Below are 18,018 nucleotides of genomic sequence, written 5' to 3'. Positions count from 1 at the left end.
ACCGGAACCCGCCGCGACACCGGGACGGAGCCGGCAGACGACAAGGGCCCCTGCGGAGTCGTTCGTACGACTCCGCAGGGGCCCCGGCACGGATCGGCGGATCAGTCCTTGATCTCGCAGATCACGGCGCCGGACGAGACCGAGCCGCCGACCTCGGCGGTCAGACCCTTGATCGTTCCGGCGCGGTGGGCGTTGAGGGGCTGTTCCATCTTCATGGCTTCGAGGACGACGATCAGGTCGCCTTCCTGGACCTGCTGGCCCTCCTCGACGGCGATCTTGACGATGGTGCCCTGCATGGGTGAGGCGAGGGTGTCGCCGGAGACCGCGGAGCCGGTCTTCTTCGCCGCGCGGCGCTTGGGCTTGGCGCCCGCGGCGAGTCCGGTGCGGGCCAGGCTCATGCCCAGCGAGGAGGGCAGGGAGACCTCGAGACGCTTGCCGCCGACCTCGACGACGACCGTCTCGCGGCCCGTGTCCTCCTCCGCCTCCGCGTCGGCGGGAGCGGCGAAGGGCTTGATCTCGTTGACGAACTCGGTCTCGATCCAGCGGGTGTGGACGCGGAACGGGTCGCTGGTGAACGCCGGGTCGGTGACGACCGCGCGGTGGAACGGGATCGCGGTGGCCATGCCCTCGACGTTGAACTCGGCCAGCGCGCGCGCCGCCCGCTGCAGCGCCTGCTCACGCGTGGCACCGGTCACGATGAGTTTGGCCAGCAGCGAGTCCCACGCCGGACCGATCACCGAGCCGGACTCGACGCCCGCGTCCAGGCGGACACCCGGACCGGTCGGCGGGGCGAACACCGTCACCGTGCCCGGGGCGGGCAGGAAGCCGCGGCCCGGGTCCTCACCGTTGATCCGGAACTCGAACGAGTGCCCGCGCACCGCCGGGTCGTCGTAACCGAGCTTCTCGCCGTCCGCGATCCGGAACATCTCCCGGACCAGGTCGATACCGCTGACCTCCTCGGTCACCGGGTGCTCGACCTGCAGACGGGTGTTGACCTCCAGGAACGAGATCGTGCCGTCCACACCGACCAGGAACTCCACGGTCCCCGCACCGACGTACCCGGCCTCCTTCAGGATCGCCTTCGACGCCGCGTACAGCTCCGCGTTCTGCGCCTGGGACAGGAACGGCGCGGGAGCCTCCTCCACCAGCTTCTGGTGACGGCGCTGCAGCGAGCAGTCACGCGTCGACACGACGACGACGTTGCCGTGGGAGTCGGCCAGGCACTGCGTCTCCACATGCCGCGGCTTGTCGAGGTAGCGCTCCACGAAGCACTCCCCGCGCCCGAACGCCGCGACCGCCTCACGGACCGCGGAGTCGTACAGCTCCGGGATCTCCTCCAACGTCCGGGCCACCTTCAGCCCGCGACCGCCACCGCCGAACGCCGCCTTGATCGCGATCGGCAGCCCGTGCTGCTCGGCGAACTCCACAACCTCCGCGGAACCCGACACCGGGTCCGGGGTGCCGGCGACCAGCGGCGCACCGGCACGCTGCGCGATGTGCCGGGCGGCGACCTTGTCGCCCAGGTCGCGGATCGCCTGCGGCGGCGGACCGATCCAGGTCAGCCCGGCGTCCAGCACGGCCTGGGCGAACTCGGCGTTCTCCGACAGGAAGCCGTAGCCCGGGTGGATCGCGTCCGCCCCCGAGTCCTTGGCAGCCTGCAGCACCTTGGCCATGTCCAGATAGCTGGCGGCCGGGGTGTCACCGCCCAGAGCGAATGCCTCGTCGGCCGCACGCACATGCAGAGCGTCCCGGTCCGGGTCGGCGTAGACGGCCACGCTCCCGATCCCGGCATCCCGGCATGCCCGAGCAACACGGACAGCAATTTCGCCACGATTGGCGATGAGCACCTTGCGCACGATGGCTCCCTCCTTGAAACAAGCTGAGTTTAGGGACTACCGACACGGCCTTACGACCCGTCCCCATTGGTGAGCTTGCCCACACGGAGCGTGATTCGAGGCCTGCTCGAAGCGCGAAATCCCTTGTGGCACCACGGTACGCCGGGTTTCATGACCGCACAGTAGCCACGAGGTGTGGTCCAGGTCTCTGTTCGCAGGAACGACAGCTCCTGGCGTTTCTTTGTGGAATACCTACTAACGGGCGGGGTTTTCTTTGCGCGACGCACGAGGGGCGCGACAACGCGGAGTCCGTGTGCCGAGTGTGATCCATGTCCGGGTGCGGAAAGAGGCAGGCAGGGCGGTCTGAACTCTTGTCCGAAGGATTACCCGTTAGTAGGGTCCGCGCTATCGCACGTACTGCAGGTAACAGGGGGTGAGCGCCGTGGTGCGCAGACCGGTGGCTTTCGTGGCCGCGATCGTGCTGTTCGTGGAAGCCGCGGGCATGGTGCTCGTCAACGGCATCCTGGCGACGGTCGTCGACAACCAGGAGATGTCGCTGGCCGGACTCGATCCCGCCGCCATGTCCGCCGGAGCATGGGCGATGGGCGGCGTCGCCGGCCTCTATCTGCTGCTGTGCGGTCTCGTCCTGCTGCTGACCGGCATCCGTGACCGGGCCCTCGGCCGGGTCGGCCGGTTCGCCCTGATCAGCTGCGCCGTGGTGCACGGGGTGCTGGGCGCGCTGACCGTGGGGCTGGTCGGCTGGGCCGCGTTCGCCTTCATGATGGTCGTGCTCGGACTGATCGTGCTGACTCTGGTGGCGTACGGGACCGTGCGCGAGAAGCGTGACGGCGAGGCGGACGGGAACGGCGGCGACGCCGAAGAGGGCGCTCCGGCGCCCGCGTGACCCGCCCGCGCGCGTCAGACCCACAAGTCGGTGACGGAGAAACCCAGTTCGCCCAGGAGCCGGCGCAGCAGCGGCAGCGAGAGCCCGATGACATTGCCGTGGTCGCCCTCGATGGAGTCGACGAACGGTGCCGAGCGCCCGTCCAGTGTGAAGGCGCCCGCGACATGGAGCGGCTCGCCCGAGGCGACGTAGGCGGCGATCTCGGCATCCGTGGGCTCACCGAACCGGACGACGGTGGACGCCGTCGCGGACGCCGTACGCCCGGTCGCCGTGTCGATCACGCTGTGGCCCGTCTGCAGGATCCCGGACCGGCCGCGCATGGACTTCCAGCGGGCGGTGGCGTCCTCGCTGTCGACCGGCTTCCCGAGCGCCTCGCCGTCGAGTTCGAGGACCGAGTCGCACCCGACGACCAGGGCCCCCGCGGCCTCCGGACGGCCGGCCACGGCGGCGGCCTTCGCCTCGGCGAGGACGAGCGCCAGCTCGCCCGGCGTCGGGGCGGTCAGCGCGTCCTCGTCCACACCGCTGACGATCACCTCGGGTGCGAAGCCGGCCTGGCGCAGCAGGCCGAGACGGGCGGGGGAGGCGGAGGCGAGCACGAGACGGCGCTGATCAGTCATACCGGCCATCGTAGAAGGGCCCGGCGCGGCGCAGTACCACGCATCCACGGCCTCGGCGCACGCCACGGCGCCGAGCGCCCACGACTGCGGCACGCGCCGCACCACCGGGCATCCGTCGCCATGAAGCGCGCCGCGGCACCGAGCGCCCACGGCGTCAGCGCGTGCCGAGCGCCAGCATCGCGACGACCATGGCGAGCGCAAGCACCAGCCAGACGCGCCGCATCATGTCCTGGGCGTCGCGCAGCTCTTTCGGGGGCTTGTTCTCGGGGTCGGACCACAGCATGGTCCCGATCCTGCTGCGGCCGCCCCCGCGGCGCCTGAGTACGGGTACTCAGCCGCCCTGGTGCGTACGGACCAGATCGTTCCGCGGCCGCACGGCGGAGGCCCGAACCCCCGTGGCGGGTTTCGGGCCTCCGAGGACACCGTGCGGCCGGACGGCTACCCCGGCCAGTACGTGCGCGCCCAGGCCCGCGGGCCGGGCCGGTGGCGCTCCCGGCGGGCGATGCGGCCCGGGTCGGACCACTGTTCGGGCAGCGCGGGCGCGCCGGACGACACAGCGGCCGTCGCCGCGGCGCGCGCCTGGACCACTGCCAGTGCGGCGGCCAGCTCCTCCGGGGTCGGGTTGCCCCGTACGACCTTGATCATGGTCAGGACCCTTTCTAGAGGGGGATGTTGCCGTGCTTCTTCGGGGGCAGGGATTCCCGCTTCGTGCGCAGCTGGCGCAGCCCCTTCACCACGTGTGCCCGGGTGTCGGACGGCATGATCACCGCGTCCACGTAGCCGCGTTCGGCCGCCACGTACGGGTTGAGCAGCGCGTCCTCGTAGTCGGCGATCAGCTCGGCGCGGGTCGCCTCCTGATCCTCGGCGGCCGCGATCGTGCGGCGGTGCAGGATGTTCACAGCACCCTGCGCGCCCATCACCGCGATCTGTGCGGTCGGCCAGGCGAGGTTGATGTCGGCGCCCAGGTGCTTGGAGCCCATGACGTCGTACGCGCCGCCGAACGCCTTGCGGGTGATCACCGTGATCAGCGGGACGGTCGCCTCCGCGTACGCGTAGATCAGCTTGGCGCCGCGCCGGATGATGCCGCCGTACTCCTGGTCGACGCCGGGCAGGAAGCCGGGGACGTCGACGAAGGTCAGCACGGGCACGTTGAACGCGTCGCAGGTACGGACGAAGCGTGCGGCCTTCTCGCTCGCGTTGATGTCCAGACAGCCCGCGAACTGCATCGGCTGGTTGGCGACGATGCCGACGGGGTAGCCCTCGACACGCCCGAAACCGGTGATGATGTTCGGCGCGAACAGGGCCTGCGTCTCCAGGAACTCGCCGTCGTCCAGCACATGCTCGATGGCGGTGTGCATGTCGTACGGCTGGTTCGCCGAGTCCGGGATGAGGGTGTCGAGCTCACGGTCCTCGTCGGTCACCGTGAGATCCGCCTCCTCCGGGAAGGCGGGCGCCTCGGAGAGGTTGTTCGACGGGAGGTAGGACAGCAGCGACTTGACGTACTCGATGGCGTCCTTCTCGTCCCCCGCCATGTGATGCGCCACACCCGAGGTGGTGTTGTGCGTACGGGCGCCGCCCAGCTCCTCGAAGCCGACGTCCTCACCGGTCACCGTCTTGATGACGTCGGGACCCGTGATGAACATGTGCGAGGTCTGGTCGACCATGACGGTGAAGTCGGTGATCGCGGGGGAGTAGACCGCGCCACCGGCGCACGGTCCGACGATCAGCGAGATCTGCGGGACGACACCCGAGGCGAGCACATTGCGGCGGAAGATCTCGGCGAACAGACCGAGCGCGGCCACACCCTCCTGGATCCGTGCGCCGCCGCCGTCGTTGATGCCGATGACCGGGCAGCCGGTCTTCAGCGCGAAGTCCATCACCTTGACGATTTTCTCACCGTAGACCTCGCCGAGCGAGCCGCCGAAGATGGTGAAGTCCTGCGAATACACGCAGACGGGGCGGCCGTCGACCGTGCCGTAGCCGGTGACGACACCGTCTCCGTACGGGCGGTTCTTCTCGATGCCGAAGTTGGTGGAGCGGTGCCGGGCGAATTCGTCGAGCTCCACGAAGGAGCCCTCGTCGAGCAGGAGATCGACCCGCTCGCGGGCGGTCAACTTGCCCTTGGCGTGCTGCTTTTCGACCGCGCGTGCGGAACCGGCGTGTGTCGCCTCGTCGATACGGCGCTGCAGGTCCGCGATCTTGCCCGCGGTGGTGTGGATGTCGATCTCTTCCGGCTCGGACATCGGGTGGCGGCTCCCTGCCTGGTCACGGGGACGACTGACTGGTGGGTTCTACGGCTGCGTGCGCGGCCGGGTGCGCGATGTGTGCGTGGGGACGGCCGGCCGGGCAGCTGCCGAAGGTACTGAATGGCTACTGATCCGTAGCGTATCGGCGCGGATACCGTTCGGCAGTGCGTCGTTTGCCACACCTAGGGTGGCTTGCATGACACCTCCGGATGCGTCACAGAACCGCTGGTCGGACCTGGACCGGCCGCCCCTGAACGTCCCCGCGCTGCGCCGCGGACTGCTGCGGCCCGGCGGACTGTGGACCTCACTCGACGTCGTGGACACGACCGGTTCCACCAACTCCGACCTCGCGGGACGGGCCGCGGAACTCACCGAGGGCACGGTCCTGATCGCCGAGGAACAGACCGCGGGCCGAGGCCGCCTCGACCGGACCTGGACGGCGCCCGCCCGCTCCGGCCTGTTCTTCTCCGTCTACCTGACGCCCGGCGACGGCGTACCGGTCCATCGCTGGGGCTGGCTGCCGTTGCTCGCCGGTGTCGCGGCGGCGACCGGCCTGGCCAAGGCGGCGGGCGTCGACATGGCGCTGAAATGGCCGAACGACCTGCTGGTCACGGTGGCGGGCGAGGAGCGGAAGGCGGGCGGCATCCTGGCCGAGCGCGCCGCGAACGGCGTCGTGGTCGGTATCGGCGTCAACGTCTCCCTGCACGCGGACGAGCTCCCCGCCCCCAACGCCGCCTCCCTCGCCCTGGCCGGAGCGGTCTCCACCGACCGGGAGACGCTGCTGCGGGGCGTGCTGCGCTCGCTGGAGCACTGGTACGAGGAATGGCGCGCGGCCGACGGCGACGCGGCGGAGAGCGGCCTCCAGGCGGCGTACGCGGCGGGCTGCGCGACGCTGGGGCGGACGGTACGCGCCCAGCTCCCCGGCGACCGTTCCCTCACCGGTGAGGCGGTGGCGATCGACGGCGACGGCCGCCTGATCCTGTCCACCGACGAAGGCCTCCAGGAACCGGTGTCGGCGGGCGACATCGTCCACCTGAGGGGCGCGGAGGGCGGTCTCACCTAGTGCCCCTCCCGGCAAGCTCGAGGACTTCCGGCCGCCTTGCGACCGCACGCACCGGACGACGCTCCTCATGGGGCAAACATGGCCGGTCACGGCACTGGACCTTGCCGGAGCGCCCACCGGCGGCACCCGCGCGCCGCGTGGACGGCCCGGTCCCATGGCGCCCCCGCCACGTACGGGGGGCGCCGTGGCCCACCACCCGCAGCCACCACGAGCTTCCGGCCCGGCCCCGTACGGGGGTGCCCGGTCCGGCCGTCCCGGTGGGAACCACCCGCCGGGGAGCGAACCCCCACGCCCCCGGCCCCGGGCCGGTCCCGTACCAGGGCGCCCTCACTTAGTGAGGTAGCGCACACCTGCCGTATCGTTGAGGCGATCCACCGACAGATCGGCAGGGCAGTGCGCAGGGAACGGGCAGGAGGCGGCTGGTGACCGTCGACGACACGAGCTCCGGCGCGGGCGCGGAGCCCCCATCGGAACCCTCGGTCCACGCGACGCCGCATCACGAAGTCGACCACACGGCGGAACCGACCGACGATCCCCTCGCGATCCGGCTGGAACAGCTGATCCTGGGGGCGGACCGCCGCTACACCCCGTTCCAGGCGGCCCGTACCGCCGGTGTCTCGATGGACCTGGCGTCGCGGTTCTGGCGTGCCATGGGGTTCGCCGACATCGGGCAGGCGAAGGCGCTGACCGAGGCGGACGTGCTCGCGCTGCGGCGGCTCGCGGGACTCGTGGAGGCGGGACTGCTCAGCGAGCCCATGGCGGTGCAGGTCGCCCGGTCCACCGGGCAGACCACCGCCCGGCTGGCGGAATGGCAGATCGATTCCTTCCTGGAGGGGCTGACCGAGCCGCCCGAGCCCGGCATGACCCGCACCGAGGTCACGTATCCCCTGGTGGAGCTGCTCCTGCCGGAGCTGGAGGAGTTCCTCATCTATGTCTGGCGGCGCCAGCTCGCCGCCGCGACCGGCCGGGTGGTGCAGGCGGCCGACGACGACGAGATGGTGGACCGCAGGCTCGCCGTCGGCTTCGCGGACCTGGTCGGCTTCACCCGGCTGACCCGGCGGCTGGAGGAGGAGGAGCTCGGCGAGCTCGTCGAGTCGTTCGAGACGACCTGCGCCGACCTGGTCGCCGCGCACGGCGGCCGGCTCATCAAGACTCTCGGTGACGAGGTCCTCTTCGCCGCCGACGACGCGGGCACGGCGGCCGAGATCGCGCTGCGCCTGATAGAGGCGATGGCCCAGGACGAGACGATGCCCGCGCTCCGCGTCGGCATCGCCTTCGGCACCGTCACGACCCGGATGGGCGATGTCTTCGGCACGACGGTGAACCTCGCCAGCCGGCTCACCTCGATAGCGCCCAAGGACGCCGTGCTGGTGGACGGCGCGTTCGCGGAGGAGCTGACGCGTACGGGCGACGCCCCGGCCTCCGAGGCGCAGGCGGCGGAGGAGGCCGCGGCGGCCGAGAAGGAGCGCGAGAACGGCGTGGAGCCGCTGGCCGTGCCGAAGTACCGGTACGGGCTGCAGCCGATGTGGCAGCGGCCGGTGCGTGGGCTCGGCGTGGTGGAGCCGTGGCTGCTGGCCCGGCGCGGTATGTCCTGACCGCGCCCCGGGGCGCGATCGCGTACACCCCCTAGGATCCCTCCGGTAACGCTCGTTAACCGGAGGGGTGCAGTCATGACCGTCACGTCCGAGCAGCGGTTCGGGGAGTTCGTCGTCGTACGGGTCCATGAGGGCCAGGACCATGTCGCCGAACTGGTTCTTGACCGGCCCAAGGCCATGAATGCCGTGTCCACGGACATGGCCCGCTCGATCGGTGCCGCCTGTGCGGCGCTCGCCGCCGACCCCGCCGTGCGGGTCACCGTCCTCACCTCCAGCCACGAGCGCGCCTTCTGCGTGGGCGCGGACCTCAAGGAGCGGAACTCCTTCACCGACGCCGAGCTGGTGCGGCAGCGGCCCACCGCCCGCGCCGCCTACACCGGCGTCCTCGACCTGCCGATGCCGACGGTGGCCGCCGTGCACGGGTTCGCCCTCGGCGGCGGATTCGAGCTGGCTCTCTCCTGCGATCTGATCGTCGCCGACCGGACCGCCGTGGTGGGGCTGCCGGAGGTGTCGGTCGGTGTCATCCCGGGGGGCGGCGGTACCCAGTTGCTGCCGCGCCGGGTCGGGGCGGCGCGCGCCGCCGAGCTGGTCTTCACCGCCCGGCGGGTGGAGGCCGCTGAGGCAAGGGAGTTGGGGCTCGTCGACGAGCTGGTGGAGGCCGGGGAGGACCGGACGCGGGCGCTCGCGCTCGCCGGGCGGATCGCGGCCAACTCGCCGGTGGGTCTGCGCGCTGCGAAGCGTGCGCTGCGGCTCGGCCACGGGCTCGATCTGCGGGCCGGACTGGAAGTGGAGGACGCGGCCTGGCGCTCGGTGGCCTTCTCCGGGGACCGGGCCGAGGGCGTGGCCGCGTTCAACGAGAAGCGGAAGCCGAACTGGCCCGGCGAGTAACGGTACGTCATGGTTCCGACGCGCAGAGCAGGCGATTCACGGCTCCAAGTTGATCAAATCACCACAGATCTACATACGATGTAACGATGGGTGGTGAGGATGTGCGGCTGCGGGCCGTCGTATCGCTTGCGCAGTCGATGGCTGCGGCGCATACCCCGCGCGAGTCCTGGCGGGCGGCCGCGCTGGGGGCGTGCGAGGCGTTGGGCGGCAGTTTCGCCGCGCTCTCCGTGTGGGAGCGCGGGCCGGGTCGGCTCCGGGTACTGGTGAACGCGGGTGAACGGGCCGAGGGGGAGGAGGAGTTCCCCGACGAGGAGACGTACCCGGTGCACGAGTTCCCGGAGATCACCGAGTTCCTGCACGAGCGGTGGGCGGGGGGTGGTGAACCGGACGCCTGGGTGGAGACGGCCGACGGGCCGGTCGGCGAGGACGGTGCCGCGTCCGACGCGAAGTCGGCGGGTGCGGGCGGACACGGGAGCGGTTACTACCATCAGCGCGTGGCGGCTCTGCGGCGCCGCCGGCGCGGCTGCTGTGTGGTCGCGCCGATCGTGCTGCACGGGCGGGCCTGGGGTGAGCTCTATGTGGCGCGACCGGTGGGGGAGCCGATGTTCGGGCGGGAGGACGCGGACTTCGCGACCGTGCTGGCCGCCGTCGTCGCCGCCGGGATCTCCCAGACCGAGCGCCTCGAAGAGGTCCGCAAACTCGCCTTCACCGACCCGCTGACGGGGCTGGCCAACCGCCGCCTCGTCGATACGCGGCTCGACGAGGCGGTGGAACGGCACCATGCCGACGGCTCGGTGGTCAGCCTGGTCGTCTGCGACCTGAACGGCCTGAAGGGGGTCAACGACACGCTCGGCCACGCGGTCGGCGACCGACTGCTGGAACGTTTCGGCTCGGTGCTGTCACGGTGTGGCGCGATGCTGCCGGGCGCGCTCGCGGCCCGGCTCGGCGGTGACGAGTTCTGTCTGCTCGCCGTGGGCCCCGAGGCGGACGAGGTGATCCGGGTGGCCACCGAACTCTGCGACCGCGCATCGGAGTTGGAGCATGGTGACGGGGTCGCCTGCGGGATCGCATCGACCGGTGACCCGATCGGTCCGGTGGTCTCGGCCCGGCGGCTCTTCCGGCTGGCGGACGCCGCCCAGTACCGGGCGAAGGCGGCCCGCTCGACGAAACCGGTGGTGGCGGGGCGGGACGGCGAGGTCATCCGGCTGGCCGACTCGCCGCCGAAGTCCGCCCATGATCGCCGCCGGCTGCGCGGCAGCCGTCCGTAGCGCTCGTGCGCAACCGCGATCGGGATCGGTAAGGGGTCAACCGCACGACCACTAGTGACATGGAGAGTTTCAGTCCGTACGCTTCTGAATATGGATATGCACACAGTCGTGGTGGGGACGTCCGGTACCACCGCAGAGGACGTCATCGCCGTGGCTCGCGCGGGAGCCCGCGTCGAGCTCTCCGCAGCCGCAGTCAGCGCGCTCGCCGCCGCCCGCGAGATCGTGGACGCGCTGGCCGCCAAGCCCGAGCCGGTCTACGGCGTCTCCACCGGCTTCGGCGCGCTCGCCAGCCGGCACATCAGCCCCGACCTGCGGGCCCAGCTCCAGCGCAACATCGTCCGCTCGCACGCGGCCGGGATGGGCCCGCGCGTCGAGCGCGAGGTCGTGCGGGCGCTGATGTTCCTGCGCCTGAAGACGGTCTGCTCCGGCCACACCGGCGTCCGCCCCGAGGTCGCCCAGACCATGGCCGACGTACTGAACGCGGGCATCACCCCCGTCGTGCACGAGTACGGCTCGCTCGGCTGCTCCGGCGACCTGGCACCGCTCTCGCACTGCGCCCTGACGCTGATGGGCGAGGGTGACGCGGAGGGCCCCGACGGTGTCGTGCGCCCGGCCGGTGAGCTCCTCGCCGCGCACGGCATCGCCCCTGTCGAACTGCGCGAGAAGGAGGGCCTCGCCCTCCTCAACGGCACCGACGGCATGCTCGGGATGCTGGTGATGGCCCTCGCCGACCTGAAGAACCTCTACACCTCCGCCGACATCACCGCCGCGCTCAGCCTGGAGGCGCTGCTCGGCACGGAGAAGGTCCTCGCCCCGGAGCTGCACGCCATCCGCCCGCACCCCGGCCAGGGCGTCAGCGCCGACAACATGCTGCGGGTGCTCGCCGGGTCCGGCCTCACCGGCCACCACCAGGACGACGCCCCGCGTGTCCAGGACGCCTACTCCGTGCGGTGCGCGCCCCAGGTCAACGGCGCCGGGCGGGACACCCTTGCGTACGCCGGGATCGTCGCCGACCGCGAGCTGGCCTCCGCCGTCGACAACCCCGTCGTCCTGCCGGACGGCCGCGTCGAGTCCAACGGCAACTTCCACGGCGCCCCGGTGGCGTACGTGCTGGACTTCCTGGCGATCGTCGCCGCAGACCTCGGCTCGATCACCGAGCGCCGCACGGACCGGCTGCTGGACAAGAACCGTTCGCACGGGCTCCCGCCGTTCCTCGCCGACGACGCCGGTGTCGACTCGGGTCTGATGATCGCCCAGTACACGCAGGCCGCCCTGGTCAGTGAGATGAAGCGGCTCGCGGTCCCGGCGTCGGCGGACTCGATCCCGTCCTCCGCGATGCAGGAGGACCACGTCTCCATGGGCTGGTCGGCGGCGCGCAAGCTCCGTACCGCGGTGGAGAACCTCGGCCGGATCGTCGCCGTCGAGCTGTACGCGGCGACTCGCGCCATCGAACTGCGCTCCGCCCAGGGCCTCGCCCCGGCGCCCGCGTCCCTCGCCGCGATCGAGGCGCTGCGGGCGGCCGGCGTCGAGGGGCCCGGCCCGGACCGGTTCCTGTCGCCGGATCTGGCTGCCGCGGACGCGTTCGTGCGGAGCGGGAAGCTGGTGGCTGCGGTGGAGCCCGTCACCGGCGCACTGGCCTAGAAGACTGCTGAAAATCTTGTTGAGGGGCTGTTCGGCCGTAGGCCGGGCGGCCCCTTCTTCGTCATGGGGTGGCCGGGGCGAGGTGCCAGGTGGTGTTGGTGCGGGTGAGTCCGAGGTTGATCAGTCGGCGGAGGTTGAGGGCGGCGGCGCGGTGGTGGAGTGCGATGTTGTTGGCGATGACGCCTCGGTAGCGGACTCTGCGGTTGCCGTGGGCGACGAGCCAGGCGATGGCGCGTTCGACCGGGGGCCGCCATCGGCGGTATTCGTCCTGCCAGGCGGTGTCGGTGGCGGCCTGGACGCGGGCTGCGGTCAGCAGTTCGTGCTGAGGGTGGACGTTGATAACCCGTCCGGTCTTGGAGGTTGTGCAGCGTTCCCGCAGTGGGCAGCCGGTGCACAGCCGTTTGAACTGGGCGGTGCGGCCCCCGTCGGCCTTGGTGCAGCCCAGGTTCGCGGTCTGTCCGGCCGGGCAGGTCACGGTGGCGGCGTCGGTGTCGACGTGGAAGTCGTCGATGGTGAAGCCTCCTGGGACGGCCTGCCGCAACGGCGGCGGCTTGACCACCAGGACGTGGCCCTGGGCGGTCAGTTGTTCACGCAGGTCGCCGGTGCCGTAGGCGGAATCGCCGAGCACGGTCAGCGTCTCGCCCTCGCTGTGGTCTTTGTCGGCCAGCAGGTCCAGCGCGACGGCGGCCTCGTGGTTGTCCGGCCCGTAGCCGCTGGTTAACGCGACGGCAGTGAACAGTCCGGCCTCTGGCTCGAAGGACACGTGTCCTTTGAAGCCCTCCTGGTGGCGGGTTCGGTTCTTGTGGATGTGCCGGGCATCGGGGTCGACGGTGGACACCGTCCGGTCGGGCACGGTGCGCCTGGCGATACGCCAGCGTCCGTCGCGGCCGTCGGAGTCCTCGGCCGGCTCCACGTCCTGGCCTGCGACGAGAGCGAGAAGGCCCACCGCGTTCGCGGCCCGCTCGCCCAGCTCACGCTCGGGCAGACGGCCGAGCATGTTGAGCGCGTCGGTCACCAGGGCGTCGACCAGCGCCTCGCGGGCGGCTTCGTCATTCCAGGCGATCCTGGGTTTGCCGGGGTCGGTGTAGTCGTGAGCAGTACACCACCGGCCGGCGACCTCGCCGGCGCCGGGGACCTCACGGATCACGCGGCGGATCGCGGCCACGATCTGGGTGACGGTGTCCTGAGTGGCCACCGCATCGTCCAGGACGGTGGAGTCCAGCGCCCGGCGCTGCTTTCCTCTGAGGACACCGGTGGCAGTCACCACCTCTTTGACCTTGGTGAAAATCCGCGTCGGGTCGGCCGAGCGGGCGAGCCGGCGCCGGAAATAGGTCAGCAGCGAGGGATCGAAGGCGGTGTCGTACAGGCCCAGCCCGCAGGCGGCCTTCCAGCGCAGGTCACATCGCAGTTCCTGGACTGTCTCGAAGTCCGACAGCCCCTGCAGGCTCTGCAGTACCACCGTCGCGGCCAGCACCTGCGGCGGCAACGACGGCCGTCCGTTGGCCGACGGATACATGTCCGCGAAGAACTCCGGCGGGAACAGCACCTCACGATGCTCGGCCAGGAAAGCGAACACACTCCCTGCCGGGATCAACTCCCGGCAGGTCTCCCACACATCCGGCCCGACCATCTCCCCGGCCCATTCCCCCTGCATGCTCACAAGACTGGCCCCGGACCTGCCGGTCCGGGGCCAGAACGCAAAAGATTTTCAGCAGTCTTCTAGGGCCTCTCGTTCGGATCAGGCCGGATCAGGGAACGGCCCGCCGTGGAGCGGCTGGTGTGCGTACACAAGGTCTCGCCCGGCCCGCGGCGTTGCCCTGATGCCCAAGTGGCTCCGCTACTTGGGCATCAGGGCGCCTTGCGATCCCATGCACCGGACGCCGCGGGCCCCTGCCTTCGGGCGGACGGCGATATTTCGCGGACGCCTCCCGGGGCCTCCGGCGTATCTGCCGGCCGGACCCGTCCCTCAAACCCGTCCGGCGATCGAGGACAACGCGCCTGCGCGGCGCCCCGAGTGGGCGACGAACGCTGCGCCGACGACCAGGAACGCTGTGCCACCGATCAGATACGGAGTGGTGTCGACCCCGGCCCCGGTCTCGGCGAGCGCCGGCCCGGACCCCTCGTCCCCGGTGCTCGTGACCGCCGGTCTGCTCGGCGCACCGGCCACACCGTCGGCATCGTCCGTCGCGTTGGCCGACGGGACGAACCACAGGGCGCACAGCAGCGTGGCCGCCGCGGTGGCGGTCAGGAGCGGACGGTGGGCCATGGCCACGGAATCGATCCCCCTTGTGACAGCAGTGAGTTAGCCGGCTGCGCCGATGCTAATGAAAGCAGCGGGTCGCGGGAAAGCCGGGAGAGCCCTTGGCCCTACGCTCCGCCGTATGAGCACTTCAGAGACATCACGGTTTGTTCGTCTTCGCGTGGAGATGGTGTTGGAGATCACCGACGCGGACGCCCTCAGCGGTACGGCGCTGGAGAGCATCGCCGCCGAGTACGGCGAGCCCGGCGGCGAGTCGGCCGAGGAACGCATGCATGCCGAGTCCGCGGTACGGGAAGACGGTGCGGAGGCCCTCGCCTCCCTCATCGACCCGTTCGATCTGGTTGCCGAGGTGCCGGGGGTCGAGCTGGCCCAGGCCTCCTGGACCAGCGAGATCGTCGACTACGACCCCGAGGAGCCGGACGCCTGGGACCTGGACCACGAGGACGAGGGCGAGGGATACGGCGACGAGGACGACGACGACGTCCCGCACAATGGGGAGGAACACGACGACGGGGAAGAGCGGTCCAGCCGGTGAACACACCGGTCCCGGCCCGTTCCCGGTGGGTCGGGGCCACCAGGTGTTCGGCCCTGGAACCACAGCTGCCACGGCTGCGTCGATGAGTGGTGTTCCCCACATCTTGGACGGATGTGGAACGGAGAACCCTTCCCGGGTGTTCTTGGAACATTGACGGGGTACCGCCGGCCGGCGGCTCTGCTCGGGGTTACGGGGGATACGGCAACGATGGAGAAGCGTGTGATGACGGACAGCAAACGACGCAGGGGCCTGATGGCCGCGTCCGCACTGCTCGGCGGCGTTCTGGTACTCACTGCCTGCAGCGACGGCGGAGACAAGGCCAGCGCCGAGAGCTCGAAGAAGTCGCAGGCGGCAGCGGTCGACAAGGCGGCAGCCCAGGACGCCTCCGAGGCGCAGATAGCTATCTCGCCGAAGAACGGCGCGACCAACGCCAGCATCAACAACGACGCCAAGGTCACCGTCACCAAGGGCAAGCTGAGCGAGGTCACCATGACCACGTCGGCCGGTGCGAGCGTCCAGGGCACCCTGGCGGCCGACGGCACGAGCTGGCAGCCGAACGGGCAGCTGGAGCGCTCGACCACGTACAAGATCAACGCGACGGCCAAGGACTCGAAGGGCCGCGAGGCGCACGAGAACTCCTCGTTCACCACGGTGTCGCCCGCCAACAGCTTCATCGGGAACTTCACCCCCGAGGACGGCTCCACGGTCGGCGTCGGCATGCCGGTCTCGATCAACTTCAACAAGCCGATCACGGACAGGAAGGCCGTTCAGGCCGGGATCACCGTGACGTCCAGCAGCGGCCAGCAGGTCGTCGGCCACTGGTTCAACTCGCAGCGTCTGGACCTGCGCCCCGAGCAGTACTGGACGGGCGGCTCCACCGTCACGCTGAAGCTGGCGCTGGACGGCGTCGAGGGCGCGAACGGCGTCTTCGGTGTGCAGCAGAAGACGGTCACCTTCAAGGTCGGCCGCAACCAGGTCTCGACGGTCGACGCCAGCGCGAAGACGATGACCGTCACCCAGAACGGCAAGACGATCAAGACCATCCCGATCTCGGCCGGTTCCCCGGACAACCCGACGTACAACGGTCAGATGGTGATCTCCGAGAAGTTCAAGGAGACCCGGATGAACGGCGCGACGGTCGGCTTCACCGACGCCGATGGCAAGGGTGAGTACGACATCAAGGACGTGCCGCACGCCATGCGGCTGTCCTCGTCGGGCACCTTCATCCACGGCAACTACTGGGGCGCGCGGTCGGTCTTCGGCAGCGCCAACACCAGCCACGGCTGCGTCGGCCTCGCCGATGTCAAGGGTGCGGGCGATGCCAACCAGCCCGCCGCGTGGTTCTACAACAACTCGATGGTCGGCGACGTGGTCATCGTCAAGAACTCCCCGGACAAGACCATCACCCCCGACAACGGCCTCAACGGCTGGAACCTGAGCTGGGCCGACTGGCAGGCAGGCTCCGCAGTCTGACCCCGGTAGGCGTCCCCGGACGCCCTCCGTATCCCACGCTCGACCGCGTACCCGCGCAATCCCCGACGCCACGTACGTACGCAAGGCGGCGGCACCACGGATCCCCTCGGATCCCCGGTGCCGCCGCCTTCGTCGTACGGAAGCGTTCTCATCCGGATCTCATCGTTGCCTTAACTCGCCATCACAACCGATCCATAGCGTCGCGTCATGTTCTTCACCTACCTCCGGCGCGAGCTGCGCCGCCGCAGAAAGGCGGCGCTGGTCGTCGCCTCGGGGCTCGCCCTGGGCATTGCGCTGGTCATCATCGTCAGCTCGGTCTCCTCGGGCATGAGCAAGGCCCAGGACAAGGTCCTGGAATCGCTGTACGGCCTCGGTACGGACATGACGGTCACCAAGGCCGCCGCCGCTCCGGGCTCCAGCAGTCAGCGCCCCAGGTTCGAGTTCGACGCCAAGGGCGATGACTCGAAGCAGAGTTCGGACCGCGTCATGGTCCAGGGCTTCCAGACGCTGTCCTCCACCACCGTCGACAAGGTCGGCAAGCAGAGCGGCGTCGCGGACGCCGTCGGTGGGCTGAGCCTCAACGTCCTGAAGGTGGACGGCCAGTTCAAGCGCGGCGAGTTCAAGCAGAACGGGAACGCGGGCGCCGCCGACCAGCGCGGTCCCGGTGGCGGCGGTACGACGCAACCGCAGGGTGAGGTCCAGGGCGGCGGCGCCTCGTTCGACGTCAACTCGTACTCCGTGTACGGGACCGACGTCACCAAGCAGGACCTCGGCCCGCTGACCTCGTCGAAGATCACCAAGGGTCGTACGTTCAAGGCAACCGAGACCGACGCCGAGGTCGCGGTCGTCGACGCCTCGTACGCCAAGGAGAAGAAGCTCGCGGTCGGCAAGACCGTGACCGTCTCCGGGACCAAGTACAAGATCGTCGGTGTCTCGACGGCGGACAGCGGCGACGCGGCCGCCAACCTCTACATCCCGCTGAAGCAGGCGCAGACCCTCGCCGACGCCAAGAACAAGGTCACCACGGTCTACGTCAAGGCCGCCGACTCGCAGCAGATCGACAGCGTCAAGTCCGCCATCCAGAAGAACATCTCGGGCACGACCGTCACCACCTCCGCGGACCTCGCCGACACCGTCTCCGGTTCCCTGTCCACCGCCTCCGACCTGGCCACCAGCGTCGGCAAGTGGCTGTCGATCGCGGTCCTCGTGGCCGCCTTCCTGGTCGCCGGACTGCTCACCTCCTCCGCGGTCAGCCGCCGGGTGCGGGAGTTCGGCACGCTGAAGGCGCTCGGCTGGAAGAGCGGCCGGGTCACCCGCCAGGTTGTCGGCGAGGCCCTCGTCAACGGTCTGATGGGCGGCGTCCTCGGCATCGCGGTCGGTCTGGCCGGCGCGTACGTCGTGACGGCCATCAGCCCCACCCTCACCGCGCAGCTCGGTGGTTCGGGCGGCGGTGGCGGCATGGCCGGCGGCCCCGGCGGCATGGGCGGCCCCGCCCGGCAGGCGGCGTCCAAGTCCCTCGACATCGCGCTGACCGCACCCGTCTCCCTCTCCACCATCCTCATCGCCGTCGCGCTGGCCGTGGCGGGCGGGCTGATCGCCGGTGCGTTCGGCGGCTGGCGGGCCTCCCGGCTGCGCCCCGCGGACGCGCTGCGCCGCGTCGAATAGCCCGCCCGTGAGCCCCACCCCTTTCAGT

16 protein-coding genes are annotated in these 18,018 nt (G+C 70.5%); 9 read left to right on the top strand and 7 right to left on the bottom strand.

The features are described 5' to 3' along the window. Positions 1-101 precede the first annotated feature (101 nt). Entirely contained in the window at positions 102-1,856 is a 1,755-nt protein-coding gene (locus tag OG972_RS16250; RefSeq protein ID WP_266982233.1) for a biotin carboxylase N-terminal domain-containing protein, read from the bottom strand. A gap of 412 nt (positions 1,857-2,268) precedes the next feature. On the opposite strand from OG972_RS16250, the gene OG972_RS16245 reads away from it, so the two are divergent. Next, on the top strand, positions 2,269-2,739 hold the full coding sequence (locus tag OG972_RS16245; RefSeq protein WP_266982231.1) for a hypothetical protein: 471 nt from the start codon (positions 2,269-2,271) through the stop codon (positions 2,737-2,739). A gap of 14 nt (positions 2,740-2,753) precedes the next feature. Here OG972_RS16245 and OG972_RS16240 read toward each other — a convergent pair whose 3' ends face one another. The 4 genes from OG972_RS16240 to OG972_RS16225 all read right to left on the bottom strand — a co-directional run bounded on the left by OG972_RS16240 (position 2,754) and on the right by OG972_RS16225 (position 5,599). After that, a complete protein-coding gene (locus OG972_RS16240) occupies positions 2,754-3,365 on the bottom strand; it encodes a nucleoside triphosphate pyrophosphatase (protein WP_266990520.1) in 612 nt (203 codons plus the stop codon). A gap of 145 nt (positions 3,366-3,510) precedes the next feature. Then, complete coding sequence (gene mmpB, locus OG972_RS16235; protein WP_266982230.1) at positions 3,511-3,639, bottom strand: morphogenic membrane protein MmpB; 129 nt, start codon at positions 3,637-3,639, stop codon at positions 3,511-3,513. Between the two features lie 155 nt (positions 3,640-3,794). Then, the gene (locus OG972_RS16230; protein WP_266982229.1) at positions 3,795-4,001 is read right to left on the bottom strand and encodes an acyl-CoA carboxylase subunit epsilon; all 207 of its coding nucleotides are present in this window, start codon (positions 3,999-4,001) and stop codon (positions 3,795-3,797) included. A 14-nt stretch (positions 4,002-4,015) separates the two neighbouring features. Beyond that, on the bottom strand, positions 4,016-5,599 hold the full coding sequence (locus OG972_RS16225) for an acyl-CoA carboxylase subunit beta (protein WP_266982227.1): 1,584 nt from the start codon (positions 5,597-5,599) through the stop codon (positions 4,016-4,018). A 199-nt stretch (positions 5,600-5,798) separates the two neighbouring features. Here OG972_RS16225 and OG972_RS16220 point away from each other — a divergent pair, with 199 nt between their 5' ends. The 5 genes from OG972_RS16220 (at position 5,799) to hutH (ending at position 12,057) form a co-directional block, all read left to right on the top strand. Further along, positions 5,799-6,665 (top strand): biotin--[acetyl-CoA-carboxylase] ligase, encoded by an 867-nt coding sequence (locus OG972_RS16220; protein ID WP_266982226.1) that lies wholly within the window; start codon positions 5,799-5,801, stop codon positions 6,663-6,665. A 422-nt stretch (positions 6,666-7,087) separates the two neighbouring features. After that, positions 7,088-8,260, top strand: a complete 1,173-nt coding sequence (locus OG972_RS16215) for an adenylate/guanylate cyclase domain-containing protein (RefSeq protein ID WP_266982224.1) — start codon at positions 7,088-7,090, stop codon at positions 8,258-8,260. A 75-nt stretch (positions 8,261-8,335) separates the two neighbouring features. After that, on the top strand, positions 8,336-9,148 hold the full coding sequence (locus OG972_RS16210; protein ID WP_266982223.1) for an enoyl-CoA hydratase/isomerase family protein: 813 nt from the start codon (positions 8,336-8,338) through the stop codon (positions 9,146-9,148). An 86-nt stretch (positions 9,149-9,234) separates the two neighbouring features. Next, positions 9,235-10,416 (top strand): GGDEF domain-containing protein, encoded by a 1,182-nt coding sequence (locus OG972_RS16205; protein ID WP_266982221.1) that lies wholly within the window; start codon positions 9,235-9,237, stop codon positions 10,414-10,416. Between the two features lie 90 nt (positions 10,417-10,506). Then, positions 10,507-12,057, top strand: coding sequence for a histidine ammonia-lyase (gene hutH, locus OG972_RS16200; protein ID WP_266982219.1), 1,551 nt, complete (start codon positions 10,507-10,509; stop codon positions 12,055-12,057). 61 nt (positions 12,058-12,118) lie between these two features. Here hutH and OG972_RS16195 read toward each other — a convergent pair whose 3' ends face one another. Beyond that, a complete protein-coding gene (locus OG972_RS16195) occupies positions 12,119-13,711 on the bottom strand; it encodes an IS1182 family transposase (protein WP_266982217.1) in 1,593 nt (530 codons plus the stop codon). A gap of 312 nt (positions 13,712-14,023) precedes the next feature. Further along, the gene (locus OG972_RS16190; RefSeq protein ID WP_266982216.1) at positions 14,024-14,329 is read right to left on the bottom strand and encodes a hypothetical protein; all 306 of its coding nucleotides are present in this window, start codon (positions 14,327-14,329) and stop codon (positions 14,024-14,026) included. 109 nt (positions 14,330-14,438) lie between these two features. Between OG972_RS16190 and OG972_RS16185 the strand changes: the two genes are divergently transcribed. The 3 genes from OG972_RS16185 to OG972_RS16175 all read left to right on the top strand — a co-directional run bounded on the left by OG972_RS16185 (position 14,439) and on the right by OG972_RS16175 (position 17,990). Next, positions 14,439-14,852, top strand: a complete 414-nt coding sequence (locus OG972_RS16185) for a hypothetical protein (protein ID WP_266982215.1) — start codon at positions 14,439-14,441, stop codon at positions 14,850-14,852. 207 nt (positions 14,853-15,059) lie between these two features. Then, the gene (locus OG972_RS16180) at positions 15,060-16,325 is read left to right on the top strand and encodes an Ig-like domain-containing protein (protein ID WP_266982213.1); all 1,266 of its coding nucleotides are present in this window, start codon (positions 15,060-15,062) and stop codon (positions 16,323-16,325) included. A gap of 207 nt (positions 16,326-16,532) precedes the next feature. Continuing rightward, positions 16,533-17,990: an ABC transporter permease gene (locus tag OG972_RS16175; protein WP_266982211.1), complete on the top strand. Its 1,458-nt coding sequence runs from the start codon at positions 16,533-16,535 to the stop codon at positions 17,988-17,990. Positions 17,991-18,018 lie beyond the last annotated feature (28 nt).

Origin of the sequence: Streptomyces sp. NBC_01669, from assembly GCF_026339735.1 — a bacterium.
Taxonomy (GTDB): domain Bacteria; phylum Actinomycetota; class Actinomycetes; order Streptomycetales; family Streptomycetaceae; genus Streptomyces; species Streptomyces yanii.
The sequence above is the reverse complement of the archived record's forward strand: the minus strand, read 5'-3'. Positions and strand labels throughout refer to the sequence as shown.

Excerpts from the sequence above, each read along its gene's own strand:
- OG972_RS16225 (WP_266982227.1), bottom strand. The coding sequence starts at position 5,599 with ATGTCCGAGCCGGAAGAGATCGACATCCACACCACCGCGGGCAAGATC.
- OG972_RS16175 (WP_266982211.1), top strand. The coding sequence starts at position 16,533 with ATGTTCTTCACCTACCTCCGGCGCGAGCTGCGCCGCCGCAGAAAGGCG.
- OG972_RS16230 (WP_266982229.1), bottom strand. The coding sequence starts at position 4,001 with ATGATCAAGGTCGTACGGGGCAACCCGACCCCGGAGGAGCTGGCCGCC.
- hutH (WP_266982219.1), top strand. The coding sequence starts at position 10,507 with ATGGATATGCACACAGTCGTGGTGGGGACGTCCGGTACCACCGCAGAG.
- OG972_RS16205 (WP_266982221.1), top strand. The coding sequence starts at position 9,235 with ATGGGTGGTGAGGATGTGCGGCTGCGGGCCGTCGTATCGCTTGCGCAG.
- OG972_RS16185 (WP_266982215.1), top strand. The coding sequence starts at position 14,439 with ATGAGCACTTCAGAGACATCACGGTTTGTTCGTCTTCGCGTGGAGATG.
- OG972_RS16240 (WP_266990520.1), bottom strand. The coding sequence starts at position 3,365 with ATGGCCGGTATGACTGATCAGCGCCGTCTCGTGCTCGCCTCCGCCTCC.
- OG972_RS16195 (WP_266982217.1), bottom strand. The coding sequence starts at position 13,711 with ATGCAGGGGGAATGGGCCGGGGAGATGGTCGGGCCGGATGTGTGGGAG.
- OG972_RS16210 (WP_266982223.1), top strand. The coding sequence starts at position 8,336 with ATGACCGTCACGTCCGAGCAGCGGTTCGGGGAGTTCGTCGTCGTACGG.
- OG972_RS16220 (WP_266982226.1), top strand. The coding sequence starts at position 5,799 with ATGACACCTCCGGATGCGTCACAGAACCGCTGGTCGGACCTGGACCGG.
- mmpB (WP_266982230.1), bottom strand. The coding sequence starts at position 3,639 with ATGCTGTGGTCCGACCCCGAGAACAAGCCCCCGAAAGAGCTGCGCGAC.
- OG972_RS16180 (WP_266982213.1), top strand. The coding sequence starts at position 15,060 with ATGGAGAAGCGTGTGATGACGGACAGCAAACGACGCAGGGGCCTGATG.